This window comes from Rubellimicrobium rubrum (genome assembly GCF_006152115.1).
Lineage (GTDB): Bacteria > Pseudomonadota > Alphaproteobacteria > Rhodobacterales > Rhodobacteraceae > Rubellimicrobium > Rubellimicrobium rubrum.
Map to the genome: position 1 here is coordinate 1 of NZ_VDFU01000002.1, position 13,957 is coordinate 13,957.

The 13,957-nt window shown below is 63.1% G+C and carries 9 protein-coding genes and 2 pseudogenes; 5 read left to right on the forward strand and 6 right to left on the reverse strand.

Going from position 1 to position 13,957, the window contains the following annotated elements:
- Positions 1-166: 166 nt before the first annotated feature.
- Positions 167-1,345: an O-antigen ligase family protein gene (locus FHG66_RS01780; RefSeq protein WP_139074982.1), complete on the reverse strand. Its 1,179-nt coding sequence runs from the start codon at positions 1,343-1,345 to the stop codon at positions 167-169.
- A gap of 1,269 nt (positions 1,346-2,614) precedes the next feature.
- On the opposite strand from FHG66_RS01780, the pseudogene FHG66_RS01785 reads away from it, so the two are divergent.
- Positions 2,615-3,562, forward strand: a pseudogene (locus FHG66_RS01785) (IS5 family transposase).
- A 290-nt stretch (positions 3,563-3,852) separates the two neighbouring features.
- Here FHG66_RS01785 and FHG66_RS01790 read toward each other — a convergent pair.
- On the reverse strand, positions 3,853-4,881 hold the full coding sequence (locus FHG66_RS01790) for an IS110 family RNA-guided transposase (RefSeq protein WP_139074983.1): 1,029 nt from the start codon (positions 4,879-4,881) through the stop codon (positions 3,853-3,855).
- Between the two features lie 528 nt (positions 4,882-5,409).
- Between FHG66_RS01790 and FHG66_RS01795 the strand changes: the two are divergent.
- The 3 genes and pseudogenes from FHG66_RS01795 (at position 5,410) to FHG66_RS01805 (ending at position 9,246) form a co-directional block, all read left to right on the forward strand.
- Positions 5,410-6,339, forward strand: a pseudogene (locus FHG66_RS01795) (IS5 family transposase).
- 237 nt (positions 6,340-6,576) lie between these two features.
- On the forward strand, positions 6,577-8,157 hold the full coding sequence (locus tag FHG66_RS01800; RefSeq protein WP_139074984.1) for a calcium-binding protein: 1,581 nt from the start codon (positions 6,577-6,579) through the stop codon (positions 8,155-8,157).
- Positions 8,158-8,505: 348 nt separating this feature from the next.
- The gene (locus FHG66_RS01805) at positions 8,506-9,246 is read left to right on the forward strand and encodes a glycosyltransferase family 2 protein (RefSeq protein WP_139074985.1); all 741 of its coding nucleotides are present in this window, start codon (positions 8,506-8,508) and stop codon (positions 9,244-9,246) included.
- A gap of 10 nt (positions 9,247-9,256) precedes the next feature.
- Here the strand turns inward: FHG66_RS01805 and FHG66_RS01810 are convergent, their stop codons facing one another.
- The 3 genes from FHG66_RS01810 to FHG66_RS01820 all read right to left on the reverse strand — a co-directional run bounded on the left by FHG66_RS01810 (position 9,257) and on the right by FHG66_RS01820 (position 11,902).
- Positions 9,257-10,006 carry a metallophosphoesterase gene (locus FHG66_RS01810; RefSeq protein WP_139074986.1) on the reverse strand — a complete coding sequence of 250 codons (750 nt, stop codon included), beginning with the start codon at positions 10,004-10,006 and terminating at the stop codon, positions 9,257-9,259.
- A gap of 131 nt (positions 10,007-10,137) precedes the next feature.
- Positions 10,138-11,142 carry a ribonuclease Z gene (locus FHG66_RS01815; RefSeq protein ID WP_139074987.1) on the reverse strand — a complete coding sequence of 335 codons (1,005 nt, stop codon included), beginning with the start codon at positions 11,140-11,142 and terminating at the stop codon, positions 10,138-10,140.
- 10 nt (positions 11,143-11,152) lie between these two features.
- Positions 11,153-11,902, reverse strand: a complete 750-nt coding sequence (locus FHG66_RS01820; protein WP_139074988.1) for a DUF4336 domain-containing protein — start codon at positions 11,900-11,902, stop codon at positions 11,153-11,155.
- Positions 11,903-12,029: 127 nt separating this feature from the next.
- On the opposite strand from FHG66_RS01820, the gene FHG66_RS01825 reads away from it, so the two are divergent.
- A complete protein-coding gene (locus tag FHG66_RS01825; protein WP_139074989.1) occupies positions 12,030-12,863 on the forward strand; it encodes an SDR family NAD(P)-dependent oxidoreductase in 834 nt (277 codons plus the stop codon).
- 6 nt (positions 12,864-12,869) lie between these two features.
- On the opposite strand, the gene FHG66_RS01830 is transcribed toward FHG66_RS01825, so the two are convergent.
- Positions 12,870-13,817 carry a DUF808 domain-containing protein gene (locus FHG66_RS01830; protein ID WP_139074990.1) on the reverse strand — a complete coding sequence of 316 codons (948 nt, stop codon included), beginning with the start codon at positions 13,815-13,817 and terminating at the stop codon, positions 12,870-12,872.
- Positions 13,818-13,957 lie beyond the last annotated feature (140 nt).

Genomic DNA, 13,957 nt, shown 5'->3' on the forward strand with positions numbered 1-13,957 from the left:
AAAGAATGGCAGTCCAGGCCCGAGCTTTTCCACGAGGAGCCGTGCCACTTGATGGCGGGACTAAACACCTAGTACGGCTCCGATCTGGGGCAATCCTCCATACTCCGACAAGCTTAGAACTCTAATTTAAGTAGGCCTGATTTCAAAGGACAGGCAATCTATCACCCTAAACGGGGTTGAGCGATGCATATTCGTATTGAGCAACTTTCCGTTTGGCTGGACGCCTTACTATGTTCCCCAGCAGTACTCTCGCACACGCCACTAAGCCAAGTAATGGGCAAACTTGGAAGTTGATGTTGCGAGGCTGACCCAAATAGAAGAACAACAGCCCAGTAATGACCGATAAGAGGACGAAGTCGCCATAGCGAAGAGCTCTAGTTCCAGCAAGAAACAAATGTGGCAGCAGTAGGAGCGCGAGAGGCGCTCCCATCTGCGCAAACGTTAATATGTAGCCACTATGCGTATAATTAACAATGGGATTGTTGAAGCCTGCGCCTAGGATCACGTGCTCGAGAAAGGCCGCCCACCCATGGGCGAAATTATCAAAGCGACCTGAGAACCCGCTACTGATCCCCCGGTGGCGGTCGTTCAGAAGCAAAATATCGGAAACAGCTGCAACGATATGGTCTCGGTAAGCAAGCCCAATGAGAATGATAAAGATCGCAGACCCGACCCAGACCAACTGGCGCTGCTTACCATGTTTGATGCGGCCTATGCGTCCAACGAGCAAAATTAGCATCATCACTACAGACGCCAGAAGGGTCGTCCGCATATCGGCTGCCAAGATGGTGTAGAGTGCGATCGGAATAATCGTGATACCTACCCATAAGCGGCGGCTCAAGGTCGCTGCCATTATAGTGCCTAAGGCGATTTCGGCCCAAGCAGCCGTTTTGAAATCCGCGCCAGAGAAACGTGTGACACTTTCGGTATTTGCAAGTATGCGGAGGGTGGCCTGCCCGTTCGAGAGGCCATACAATAAGAGTACCCCGTGGAGCAACGCTACAAGGGCCATTGTTCTCTGAAATACCCATTCCGACATGATGCCGGCCGAAATAATTACTAGAAGAATAATGAGGATAGCAATTATTTTTGTTAGTTCAGAGAACGGATCGACTGGAAAGCTAGCGAGAGATACGTTCGAATTGAGTGCATATCGAATAGTTGTAGCTAGCACCAGCCAGAAGAAGACAATCCAAGGAAGAAGGCAGGTTTGACTGAAGAGAAGATTACGGCGTTCTAGTGAGATACAGGCACATGCGCCTGTCAGGCCAACGCAGAGGAAGTATGGAGCAGCTTGCCCATTCAGCAGCACGGCAGTTGCTGAAATCCCGATAGTGGCAGTCACTAACGCCACCTTGCCAGGCCTCAAGATCAGTCTTGGCGTCATGGATCGATTCTCGATGGGCCATCTCTGCGGCCTGTTATCGTCGGGACACCCGTCACACAAGCTGTGATTGCAGGTTCGCACTTACAACGTGATCACCGACGCGAGCAACTGACCGGCCCTCCCTGAGTGCCCCCGACGTGAATGGTAGTGCAGCACTAATGTGGCTCCATCGGGAGCTTGGCCAGCGGAACGGGCTAGACTGGCGGACACCGCCGGCGAGGGCTGGGATGAGCTCATCCGGAGCGGGCAGCTTGTAGCCCAAGATAGCGTAGGGCTGGACGGTATTGTGGTGTCTGCGCTAGCTATCTATCATAGCGTCGTACTTCACTGGAGCTGAACTCCCGCCTAGTCTTAGTTATCGGATGACCTTCCTCGCTCCCCGCTCGAGCGTATCAGACGTGCCAGCCGAAGCAGGCGAGAATCAGCCTCGTGGCTGATACCCATGGTTTTGTCCGCGGAGACTCGGACCTGAGTCGATTAGCGATCCGCTGCAGGCTGCAAACTTAAGCCCATGGACGATCCTGCTGGCAAGCCAATCCCGCACATAGGTGCGCAGCTTCGTGTTCGCTGCCAGTTTCGCTGGCTGAGACGACAGGCGGACCAATTCACGTGCCACTGCGCGGTTCTGGCCAGGTACTCCAGGCTGCTGCCTCGAGTGGCTAAGTTGCGGCGCAACTCGCGGGAGATCGTGGGGGCAACTGCTCCAGCCGAAGGGCGATCTCATGTATGCTGTGCCCGCCAACGCTGAGGATCGCGATCTCCTGCCGCGACCGCTGACCAGAACACCAGCCGGTGCTCGCACCGCGCCACAGATGGCCCGCCCGGCATGCGCAAGACCTTCCATATGGAGCGAGCCGAGTGCGGATCAGGACAGCTACGCTTGCCCGGAGCGCTCTACCGTTATCCGAGCCCATCAAGCAATGAGCTAACGGCGGGCGCCATCTTGCGGCTCAGACCATGAGGTGACAGCCTGGAAAGGGCGGGCACAAGTTGGCTAGCATCCGGACGAGCCTTCCTTTGCCTAAGGGCGGCGGCGCGACCTGCTCTGGAAGTTTGGCCGAGCCCAAACCCTTGATGGTGACCTCCACTGGGGGAAGTGCGTCGTTGGGGGCCAGCGGCCCTCGACGGAGGTTCAGTGCGCGACCCCCTTCTCTGCATCCACGGCTCGGAGCCACTTTGTTAAGCAGATCCGGTGGGATGCCCCTCGTGGTCTGAGCAGGCTTGGGGCTGGGCAGGGCCAAGGCTGCACCCTCGACCTACGGCACGACTAACTGGCGCCCCTACAAGGCCGCCCCGAGGCAGGGCGGATCGCTGCTCGTCTGGTTTGATCCGGAGGTGGAGTGGCTGGCGTCTCCGAGCGGCAGACGCAGTCCCCCGGCCACCTTCTCAGATGCGGCGGTCCAGCCCGGCCCCATGCTGAAGGCCTTGTTCGGGCTGCCGCTGCGGCAGGTAGCGGGGCTGGTGGCGAGCCTTTCGGGGCTCGCGAAGCTGGATTGGCCCGTGCTCGACTGCAGCACGCTGTGCCGGCGCCAGAAGGATCTGACCGTGACGATCCCCGCCCGCCCGGGCACGGGCTCGCTGCGCCCTCTCATCGACAGCACCGGCATCAAAGCCATGGGCGAAGGGAAGTGGTGGACCGCAAGTATGGCGCCTTCCGGCCACGCCAATGGTGCAAGGTCCAACTGGGCATCGACGCGGAAACGCTAGAGATCCGCGCCATCGAGGTGACCGGCAGCCGGTTGGCGACGCTCCTATGCGAAGCTGCTGGAGCAGATCCCGGCCGAAGAACGGATCGGCGCTGTGACGGCTGATGGCGCTTACGCCACCCGCTCTAGTCATGCAGCCATTGTCGCCCGACAGGCCTGCGCCGTCATTCCGGTTCGCCGCAATGGGCGGTTCTGGAAGGAGACCACACCAGGGGCACAGGCGCGCAACGAAACTCTTCGCGCCACCCGTCGCTCGCGTCGAGACCTACGGAAGAGGTGGAGCGGCTATCACGCCCGGTGTAGGGCGAAAAACAAGATGCACGACCTGAAGCTGCTGGGCGAGCGCCTCATTGCCCTCACTCCAGACTGCCAGACCGCTGCGCCTCAGATCCGTGCCGCCCTCCTCAACCGCTTCACCGCCCCCGGCACGCCCGAGACCAAGCGCTTTTCATTTAGCCAACAAGATTAGGGGCAGCTCGCCCTCAAGCGGAGCTGCGCAACATCTGTAGACGCCCTGAACGCAAGAGGGACCTTCGGTGCTGGCATGACGCGTGTCGGGTGCTGACATCTGTCCGGCCTTTGCTGCGGCCTTGGGATGCCGCGGGTCTGTCAGGTGTTCGCGGGTCGGGTCCAGATCAAAGCCGCGTGCTCATGAGGCACTCTGTTGAGCTCTGGTTCTCCCGATCCTATCTCACGACCGTTGCGCCATACCGTTCTTCTGACCTTCCCTCGCGCCCACGACCTCGCGACTGTGGCCTCTTACGCGGCCACGGCCGGAGCCCTGTAAACTTCTCCCTTGGACATGAGCGCCCAGACGATCCGCGCCATCTTGTTCGCCAAGGCCACCCTGACCAGCATCGGCGGCTTGCACGAAAGCAAGCTGCCCAGCCACGTGCCGGGCTGCGCCTCCTTGTGGACGTGCCTTTTGATGACCACGCTGTTGGCTCCAATGATCAGGAGCCGCCTAAGCGAGCGCTCGCCCATTCTGGTGGTCGCGCCGAGGCGCTGCTTGCCCCCGGTCGAGTGCTGGCGCGGGGTGAGCCCCAGCCAGGCCGCGAAGTCGCGCCCCCGCCGGAAGGTCTGGGGTGGAGGCGCCAAGGCCACCAGCGCGGTCGCGATCAGCGGCCCCACTCCAGGGATGGTCATTAGCCGACGGGCGGTGGCATCCTCCTTGGCTCGCCGCACACTCTCCACCTCAAGGCCGCAGATCTCAGCGTCCAGCCGCTCAAGGGTAGACACCAAGACCTGCAAGGCAGGCCGCGCTGCCCCCGGGACCAGCGTGTCGGGATCGGTCGCCGCGGCGATCAGCTCCTTCACCCGAGCCGCCCCTTGCGGCACAATGAGCCCGAACTCGCCCATGTGGCCGCGGAGCGCGTTGATGAGCTGTGTCCGCTGACGGACCAGAAGGTCGCGGGTGCGGAAGATCACCGCGGCCGCTTGGTTCTCCTCGCTCTTCACCGTCACGAACCGCATGGTCGGGCGCTGCGCCGCCTCCGCGATCGTCTCTGCATCGGCCATGTCGCTCTTCTGGCGCTTCACAAAGGGTTTGACATAGGTCGGCGGGATCAGGCGCACCTCATGCCCCAGTCGCCCGATCTCTCGGCCCCAAACGTGCGCGCCGCCACAAGCCTCCATGGCCACCACGCACCGGGGCTGGTGGCCAATGAACTCCAGCACTGGCGCCCGCCGAAGCTTCCTGCGCAGCACAACCCGCCCTGCTGCATCCGCCCCGTGGACCTGGAACACAGGCTTGGCCAGATCCAACCCGATCACGCTGACTGCGCTCATGACGCCCTCCCTCCAACGGTGGTTCAGGATCCCACATGGGCAGATCAAGGCCGTCGCGGGCGTCTACAGCATCAATGCCGTTGGTAGTCGAGAAGGGTTCAAGGCGAGCGCCAATCCAGAGCCGAGACCAGCCCTCAGTTCAGACCTCTTCGTTCTGAAGCTCCAGTAATGGTCTGAGCCTCCATGAGCAATCGGAGCAGAATCTTGTCCGACAACTCGCGTTGCTTATGTCGTGATTCAGCTTCCTCCTCATTGTCAAGGAGCAGACGGATCCGTATGACGCTATGCTCCACTATGCTGACCGCCCGGGTCCGGCCCGCGTGTTCGGTACATCGGCACATAGTCTCGATCGCGTCGATCAGCTGTTGCAGCAAGATGGTATAAGGGTCCGTGCTCATCACGTCCTCGTGGCCTGACGGTCGTCACGTTGCAGCTTAAATGGTTCATGTTGGTTTAACAGGGCGTTGTCGTACAACCTTGTGGCCGGTGCTCGCGTAGAGGCTTTGGCCTCTGTCTGGCTGGCTCGCTATGAGCAAGCCTGTTCCTGCCCGCTATCGCACGACGAACTGGTCCGCCTACAACGCCGCGCGACGTCGTCGCGGCTCGCTGCTGGCTTGGCTGGACCGAGCGATGGAGTGGCTTGCGAGCCCGAGTGGTCGCTCGGGTTGACCCAGACCATTTCGGACGCGGCCATACAGTTTAGTTTGAGCATCAAGGTCCCGTTCGGGCTCGCTTTGCGGCAGGCGATCGGCATGATCGCAAGTCTGCTGAAGATGACCGACCTCGAGGACGGGCCCGAGCCGGACTACTTGACGCCCTGCCGTAAGCAAAAGACGGTCACCATTCAGATCCCCTTTGGGAAGGGGGAGCTCTCAATCTGCTGGTCGACAACACCGGGGTGAAGGTGCGCGAGGAAGGCGAGGGGCGGGTGCGCAAGCACGGTCCGAGCCGCTGGCGGCAATGGCACAAGATGCCTTTCGCGATAGATATGGCTACCGGAGGCATCCGAGCAGTCGAGGTCATCTCGAGCCAGATCGGCGACAGCCCGGTGCTGCCGGACCTGCTGGCGCAGATCCCGGCCGACCAGCCGATCGGCACTGTCACGGCCGATGGAGCTTACGACAGTCGAACCTGTCACACCGTCATCCCCGAGCATGGTGGCACGGCCATTATCCCGATCCGCAAGAACGGCCGTCCTTGAAACCGGATGGCCCCACTGCCCAAGCAAGAAACGAGATCCTGCGCACGACCCGGCACTTCGGACGAGTCCCCTGGCAACGGCTGACCGGGTATCACGCCCGTAGTCGGATTGAGGCTCAGAAGCTCCGCCTTGAGTCAGTCGGAGATTGCGTCGCTTTACGAGACCCCCACCGCCAAGCCGCCGAGATCCACACCCGCGCAGCCTTGCTGAACCACTTTTCGGCCCTGGGCCGGGCCGAGATCGTGTCCGCCGATTGAACCTAAGGAGAAAAGGCGAATTCAGCCTCGGCTCGACTTTTGTATAAACGCGCTTAAAAATGAACTGCAGCCAAGCCGACGACGGAAAGAAATCCGTCAGGGCTCATTCCGATCGAGTTCGAGCGCTTCGACAAATCAGAACTTCTTAATTTTGAGAAGCCACAACTTTAGATACTAATAGATACTCAACCCTTTCATCTCACGCTGAGATCGGCAGCAGCGGGGAAGGTTGAGGCTATGACAGCGCTAAATGTACTATGGACGTCCTCGGGCCTTGTTGAAAACAATGTTCTTCAACAAAGTTTAGCAGGAAATCTCCGCATATACTATGAGTCATTCATCTTAGGGGACGAAGCATCTCGCGACCAGCCCAACTGGCAACAGATATTTGAAAGTTTCAGCAATGAGCTTGATCCGAGCTTCGCGGGCAAGATAGTTCTAGATATTGAGTGCTGGCATGTCGGTTCAGATGTGCCCGCAAACGACAGAGAGGCATCCATTGATAAGTATCTGACGGTCTTAGATGCTGTAAAAGCTGCTGTGCCTAACGCACAGGTAGGTTTCTATGGTGTTGCACCTATTCGGGATTATTGGGCATACAATCTCAACGATGTAGCAAAGTTGATTGAACTTGAGGCAGCAAATGCAGACCTGAAGCGCCTCGCAGACAAGGTAGACATTATATTCCCATCTCTTTATACCTTTTACAACGACCCGGACGGATGGAGCGTCTACGCAGACGCTATGATGGATGCAGCTGAACGTTACGGCAAGCCCGTGGTCCCGTTTCTCTGGCCGCGTTATCATGATAGCAACTCGGAGTTGGGCTTCCTTCCGATTGAGCGAGACTTTTTTCAAGCGCAACTGACACAGCTGGCAAGATCCACAGACACAGTCGCAATCTGGGAGCACCCAAGATACTACTCCGACGAGTCTTGGTTGAATGGCTTAGGCGACGCAGTCGCTGACGCAATGCGCGCAGGTGACTTCTTCTACAAGTATAAACTCTCTGGTAACGAGGGAAAATTTACATCGTCTATTCTTTCGGATCTTGTAGTTGGATCTAAGCTTCCAGACGTTGTGCTATCGGGCGATGGGAACGACCGGCTGTTCGGCGTCGGTGGCAACGACCACCTCTTCGGAGGCAAAGGTAACGACACCCTCGACGGCGGGGCTGGCGACGACCGACTGGAGGGTGGTAAGGGCAACGACACTTACGTTGTAGCCAAGGACGTGGTGGTGGAAGCCAAGGATGGTGGCACCGATCTGGTCAAGGCGGCGGTAAGCTGGACGCTGGGCGCTCACCTTGAGAAGCTGGAGCTCACCGGCTCGGGCAACCTCAGCGGCACCGGTAACGGCGTGGCGAACAGTCTTACCGGCAATAGCTGGGCCAACATCCTCAACGGCCTTGACGGCATTGACACCCTCTTGGGCAACGGCGGCAACGACCAGCTCACGGGCGGCGCGGGCAAGGACAAGCTCACCGGCGGCCTGGGCAACGACGTCTTCGTGTTCGCCAGCCTCAAGGAGGCCGGCGACACAGTCACCGACTTCCACAGCGCCAAAGGCGATAACGACCACTTCCACATCGATGCCTCGAGCTTCGGAGGCGGGCTCGACGAGGGGGCGCTTGCCGCCTCGCAGTTCCGCGTCCGCGCCGACAACGTGGCGCAGGACAGCAACGACCGCTTCGTTTTCCGCACCACCGACGAGACACTCTGGTTCGACAGCAACGGCAAATTCAAGGGCGGGCTCACGCTCTTGGCCGACCTGCAGGACGGCATCACACTCGCCTACAACGATATCCTCCTCGTGTGACGACCTCGCCCCTCACCTCGCGCAGGGGAGGCGGGGTCAAGGGAGGTGGTGCAGCCCGCACAAGCCGGCGAGGACCCGCCTTCTTTAACCCTATCCACAGGCCCCCGACCTGCCGGAGAGGGATTAGGCGCTTCGAAGAGCATCGAGCGTTGCGTCACCCCTTTCCGCGGGAGGCGGGGCAGGCCTGCGGGAGGGGGCGCTGCGCCAGCCTTGCCCGAGGAAAAGGGGGATGCAGTCTTCCGCTTGCCCTGAAATCTTCCTAATGGGCCGCAAACCACTTTAGCGGGGACTCGCCCTCGCTGGGGCGAATCACCCCTGGTCCCCTTTTTCGCCCTGAAAGGAGCCACCATGCTCATCTCCATCATCACCGCCATCTATAACCGGGCCGACACGGTCGGGGACGCGGCGCAAAGCCTGCGGGCGCAGACCTGGACGGACTACGAGCACGTCATTCAGGACGGCGGCTCGACGGATGGCACGCTCCAGGTGCTGGACGGCCTCGCGGACGAGCGGACACGACTCCAGACCGGGCGGGACTCGGGCATCTACGACGCGCTGAACCGAGCGCTGGCGCGGACGACCGGAGAGGTCGTGGGCCTGCTGCATTCGGACGACCTTCTGGCCGCGCCCGACATCCTTGCTTCCGTGGCGCAGGCGTTCGAGGACCCTTCGGTCGATGCGGTCTATGGGGATCTCCTGTACGTCTCGCGCAGCGACCCGTCCAAGGTGATCCGCACCTGGGCCTCGCAGCCCTTCCATCCCGCTCTCCTGCGGCGGGGCTGGATGCCGCCCCACCCCACGCTGTTCCTCCGCCGCCGCGTCATCGAGCGGCATGGCGTCTACGACACGAGCTACCGCATTGCCGCCGACTACGATTCGATCCTGCGCTACTTCGGCCAGCCGGGGTTCAAGGCCGTCCATGTGCCCAAGGTCTTCGTCCGCATGCGCGTGGGCGGTGAAAGCAACCGGTCGGTGGAGCGCATCCTGCGCAAGAGCCGCGAGGATCTTCGGGCGCTCCGCACCAACAAGGCGGGTGGCGTAGGCGCGCTCGTGCTCAAGAACACGAGCAAGATCACCCAGTTCTTCTGAACGGCGGGCCTCAGGTGGACAGAAACTCCACCTCTCCGGGGGCGATCAGCGCCGCCGTGAGCCGCCCGGTCGCGTAAGCCCCGGTGTCGATCCCGATCCGCCCGCCCTCGACGCTGGGAGCAGGCTGGATCGTATGGCCATGGACCACCCAGATCCCGTCGGCCCGAGCCTGCGAAGAAAAGCGGGGGTGGCCCCAGATCAACGTCCGCTCCTCCTGTTCCTCCATGGGTAGCGAGGGGTTCGCTCCGGCGTGAACCACCGCGACGTTTCCGCTCCACCAAAAGAGCGGCCGCGCGGCAAGCCAGTCGATCAGGCCGTCTCCCATCGCGTCCCTCAGGCGGTCCCGTGCCACATCCAACGCCGCCGCCCTTGAGCCGGGGGTCAGGCCGCCGATCCCGTAGCTCGCGAGGGTCTGGAGCCCGCCATTGGCCAGCCAGCGCGGACCTTCCCGGACGGGGTCCTCCAGAAACCCCAGGCACATGGCCTCGTGGTTGCCCATGAGGCAGACGAGGTCGGGCCGGGACGCCAGTCGCGCCAGGACGCCCGCGCTGAGTTCCCCCCGGTCGATGTAGTCGCCCACCAGAACGATCCGGCACCCAGGTGCCTCCGTCTCGATACGGTCGATCAGCTGGGCCAGCAGGTCGTCGCGCCCATGCACGTCGCCGATGGCCACAAAGGGCTCGTCCGGTGCGAGCGGCGCATCGAAGACCACGGGCGCCACGGTGCCGCGGCCTGTGAGGTAGTTCAGCAGTCGTCTCATCGCATTCCGTCGCTCATGAGGACAGGACCGGCAGCCGCCTTGTTCGGCCGTCCGCCCACGCAACGTCTCCCGTGCCGTCCGTTGGTTCCTTATGGCATTCGCCAGGGCGAACGCCAAGCGAGCGACCCCCTTCAGTCCAAGGGGGGGAACGTTCCTTCGAAGGCTTCGCAGGCTTCGGTCGCCAGGGCCTCGGGCCGGTCGAGATAGCGGGGCGAGTGATGGAACGTGGTGATCCGCCGGGCCCCAGCCTCACGGGCGAGCCGCCCGGCTTGGCCGGCCGTCAGGTGACGCCGAAGGTTCGCCTCGGCCACGTCCTCGTCCAGAAAGACCGCTTCGATGTAAAGCTGATGGGCGTTCTGCGCCAGGTTCCTGATGTGGGAGGCATTGGCATCATGGAACGCGGTATCCGTGACATAGGCCAGGCGCTGGCCTGGCGCGGTTCGAAAGGCCTTTTCGCGCAAAAGGCCGAGCGGCCGGGTGTCCCCGTCGCCCGCGTCGATGAGCCAGTCATCCGGCTCGCCACGGCGCACCGCGCTCTTGGCCGCCTTGAGCCACGGGCCGACCGAAAGACCAAGCTGCGCCAAACCTTCAGGAAGGACACTGACCTGCGCCCGTTCCTGCAAGGCGAAAGCGAGGCAGGGCACCCCATGGTCCAGCGCCGCGCATTCGATGGTCAGGTCGTCCTCGGCTAGGACCACGCCCTCGGACAGTTCGGCCCGTGCCACAGGACACGCCCGGAAGGCGTCACGGGCGCGGAACCCGGTCCACGGGCCCAGGCGTCCTTCGGCGAACTCGGCAGCCTCGATGCCAAAATCGACCGAGCCCTCGCCCAGCAGGTTCCAGTCGTAGCTATCCAGCTTGGCTCGGATGCCCCCGATCAGTCCGGGCGGGCCCACCATCCGCAGCACGCCGGGCCGGTTGAGCCGAAGGCGGAGCAGCCGGTCGAAGCCCACGAAATGGTCCATGTGCCGATGCGACACGAACACGTCCGACACTCTCAGGACCTCGCGCGGGGCGAGCGGCGACAGGTCGCCCAGATCGAACAGGATGGCGCGCCGTCCGAACAGGAAGTCCACGTAGACGCCCGGATCGCCGAACGGCCCGTTCACCAGCCGGCTTTGGACAAGCCAGCTCATCCGGCGGGCATCATCCGAGCAGCCACCGGAGCGAGCGGCGCAGTTGCGCCGTCCCGTCCCGGTCGAACCACTTGCCATGGGCAAAGATCACGCGCTCGGGCCCCCAATCCACCAATTCCTGCGCCAGTGCCTTGGCCTGGGATCGCCGGAGGTTGGTCGCGAGCCGGTAATGCGGGGGCGCCATGCCTTGCGGCTCCATGGCTCCGGCGGCTCGGACCAGCGGGCGAAGCGCGGGGCTCAGCTTCTCGGCCTCGAAGTTCTCCACGAGGTCGGTCAGGATCAGCGTCCGGGAAGCGCGGTGCAGGAACACCGCCTCGGCCAAGCCGAGCCCGCCTTCGAGAAGACGCTGCTGCAGATCTCCCGCCCACTCCTCGGGCGGCACATGCCCCAGGTCGCGGTCGAACCGCACACCCGATGCCTTGACTTGCCGCCGCTTGCGCAGCCCCGGTGCGGCCCAGGTCGTGGCCTCGGGAAACTGGCGCTGCCAATCCTTGACAAAGGACCAGTGCGCGATGTTCGGCGCGACGAGATGGCTGATGGGGCCGAGCGCCTCGATCTCGGACCGGAGCCGCGCGTTGTAAGGGACGGGCGAATGCAGCCAGACCTGCCCCGACGCCAAGCGGACCACCGTCATACGGATCGGGATCGGGATCATGGCGACGTGCATGGGCCCGCCATCGACGATCCATATCCCGTCCGCTACCGGCTTGAGCGTGTTGAGCGGCGAATAGGCGACGCGGTTCGTCTGGTCCGTGGCCATGGGCGTCTCCTGGGTCCTGCGCTGGCACAACAGCAAAGCCGCCCGAAAGGTCCCTGGAAACCTCGGGCCTCGTGAATAGGTTGCCCTGTGACCCGCCAAAGCGCGGGGTGGACAGAGGGAGGCAAGGATGAGCGTGCTTCAGGAGGGCCGGTCGGCCGTGATCACCGGGGCGGCAGGGGGCATCGGGCTTGCCATCGCGCGGGCCTGCCTTGCGCGTGGAATGCGCGTGACCATCGCGGACCACCATGGCGAGAAGCTGGAGGCGGCCGCCGTGTCCCTGTCCGCGGACGCCTCGGGCCGGGTGGCCCATGCGGTCTGCGACGTCAGCGACCCAGCTTCGGTCGAGGCGTTGCGCGAAGTCGCGCTGGCCATGCACGGCCCGGTGGACCTCCTCGTCAACAACGCTGGCATCGGCATGCCGAACAAGCCCTGGTCCGACCGCGAGGCCTGGAAACGCACGCTCGACGTGAACCTGTGGGGCGTGATCAACGGCCTTCAGGCTTTCGTGCCGGGGATGATCGAGTCGGGGCGCGAAGGGGCGGTCGTGAATCTCGGCTCGAAGCAGGGGATCACCAACCCGCCTGGAAACGCGGCCTACAACGTGTCCAAGGCGGGCGTGAAGGTCGTGACCGAGCAGCTCGCCTGGGAGTTCCGGCAGATCGAGGGCGCCCGCCTGTCGGCGCATCTGCTGGTGCCGGGCTTCACCTTCACCGGCATGACCGCCGGCGGCGCGACCGAGAAGCCCGCAGGGGCCTGGACCGCCGATCAGGTGGCCCAGCGCATGATCGACGGGATAGGCTCAGGGGCGTTCTACATCATCTGCCAGGACAACGAGGTGGATTGGGAGGCCGACCGCAAGCGCATCGCCTGGGGCGCAGGCGACCTGACCGAAGGCCGCCCTGCCCTGTCACGCTGGCACCCCGACCATGCCGAGGCGTTCAAGGTTTACCCTGGCCCCTGAACTCCGTCATCCATGCGCCGGTGCGGGCCGGACGATGCGAAGCGCCCCAAGGATCGCCGCCCCCAGCGCAAAGCCCACGACAGCCGATCCCAGCGCACGCAGGAGCCAGTCGAAGGCGGCCTTCAGGGGGCCCGTCACGGCGGCAATACTGTGCGCAAACCCGTGGATGATGTCCTCGGGCGTGTGCCAGCCGAATTCGGCCAAGCCGTGGATCACGATACCGCCGCCGACCCAGAGCATGGCGACCGTGCCCACGACGCTAAGAAGCGAGAGGAAGGTGGGCATCCCCACGACCAGCGCCCGACCCACGGCACGGCCCAGCCCAGTGGACCCCCGCGCCATGGCGGCGCCGATGTCGTCGGCCTTCACGATCAGCGCCACGGCGCCATAAACACCTACGGTGATCAGGAGACCCACCACCCCCAGCACGACCGCCTGGGTCAGGATGTCGGGCGCCTCGATGGTGGCGAGCGCGATGGCCATGATCTCGGCGGACAGGATCAGGTCGGTGCGGATCGCGCCCGAGATTTTTTCCTGCTCGAGCTCCTCGGGGGTCTGGACGATATGCTCCACCCGCTCGGCCGCGTGGTCCTCGTGCGGGAGGATGAGGTGCAGGAGCTTCTCCGCGCCCTCGTAGCACAGATACGCCCCGCCGATCATCAGGATGGGCGTGATGATCGAGGGCAGGAAGGCGCTGAGCAGGAGCGCGGCGGGCAGGAGGAAGATGATCTTGTTCTTGAGCGACCCCAGCGCGATGCGCCAGACGATGTGCAGCTCGCGGTTGGCGGCGAAGCCCACGACGTAGCGGGGCGTCACGGCGGCATCGTCGATCACGACCCCGGCGGCCTTGCCCCCGGCCTTGAGCGTCTGCGCGGCCACGTCATCGAGCGTGGCCGCAGCGACCTTCGCGATCGCGGCCACATCGTCCAAGAGAGCGAACAATCCCGATGCCATGGCGCTGATTCCATCCTTCCTGCACAAAACAGCCGATCGCAGGGGACCCGAAAAGCCGTCCCGCCCGGCACGTCCGCAACCAGATAAGGCGGCCCTGCCCCCGCAGCCAGTCCCGGAAACGACGAACGGGGCCCTGCTTG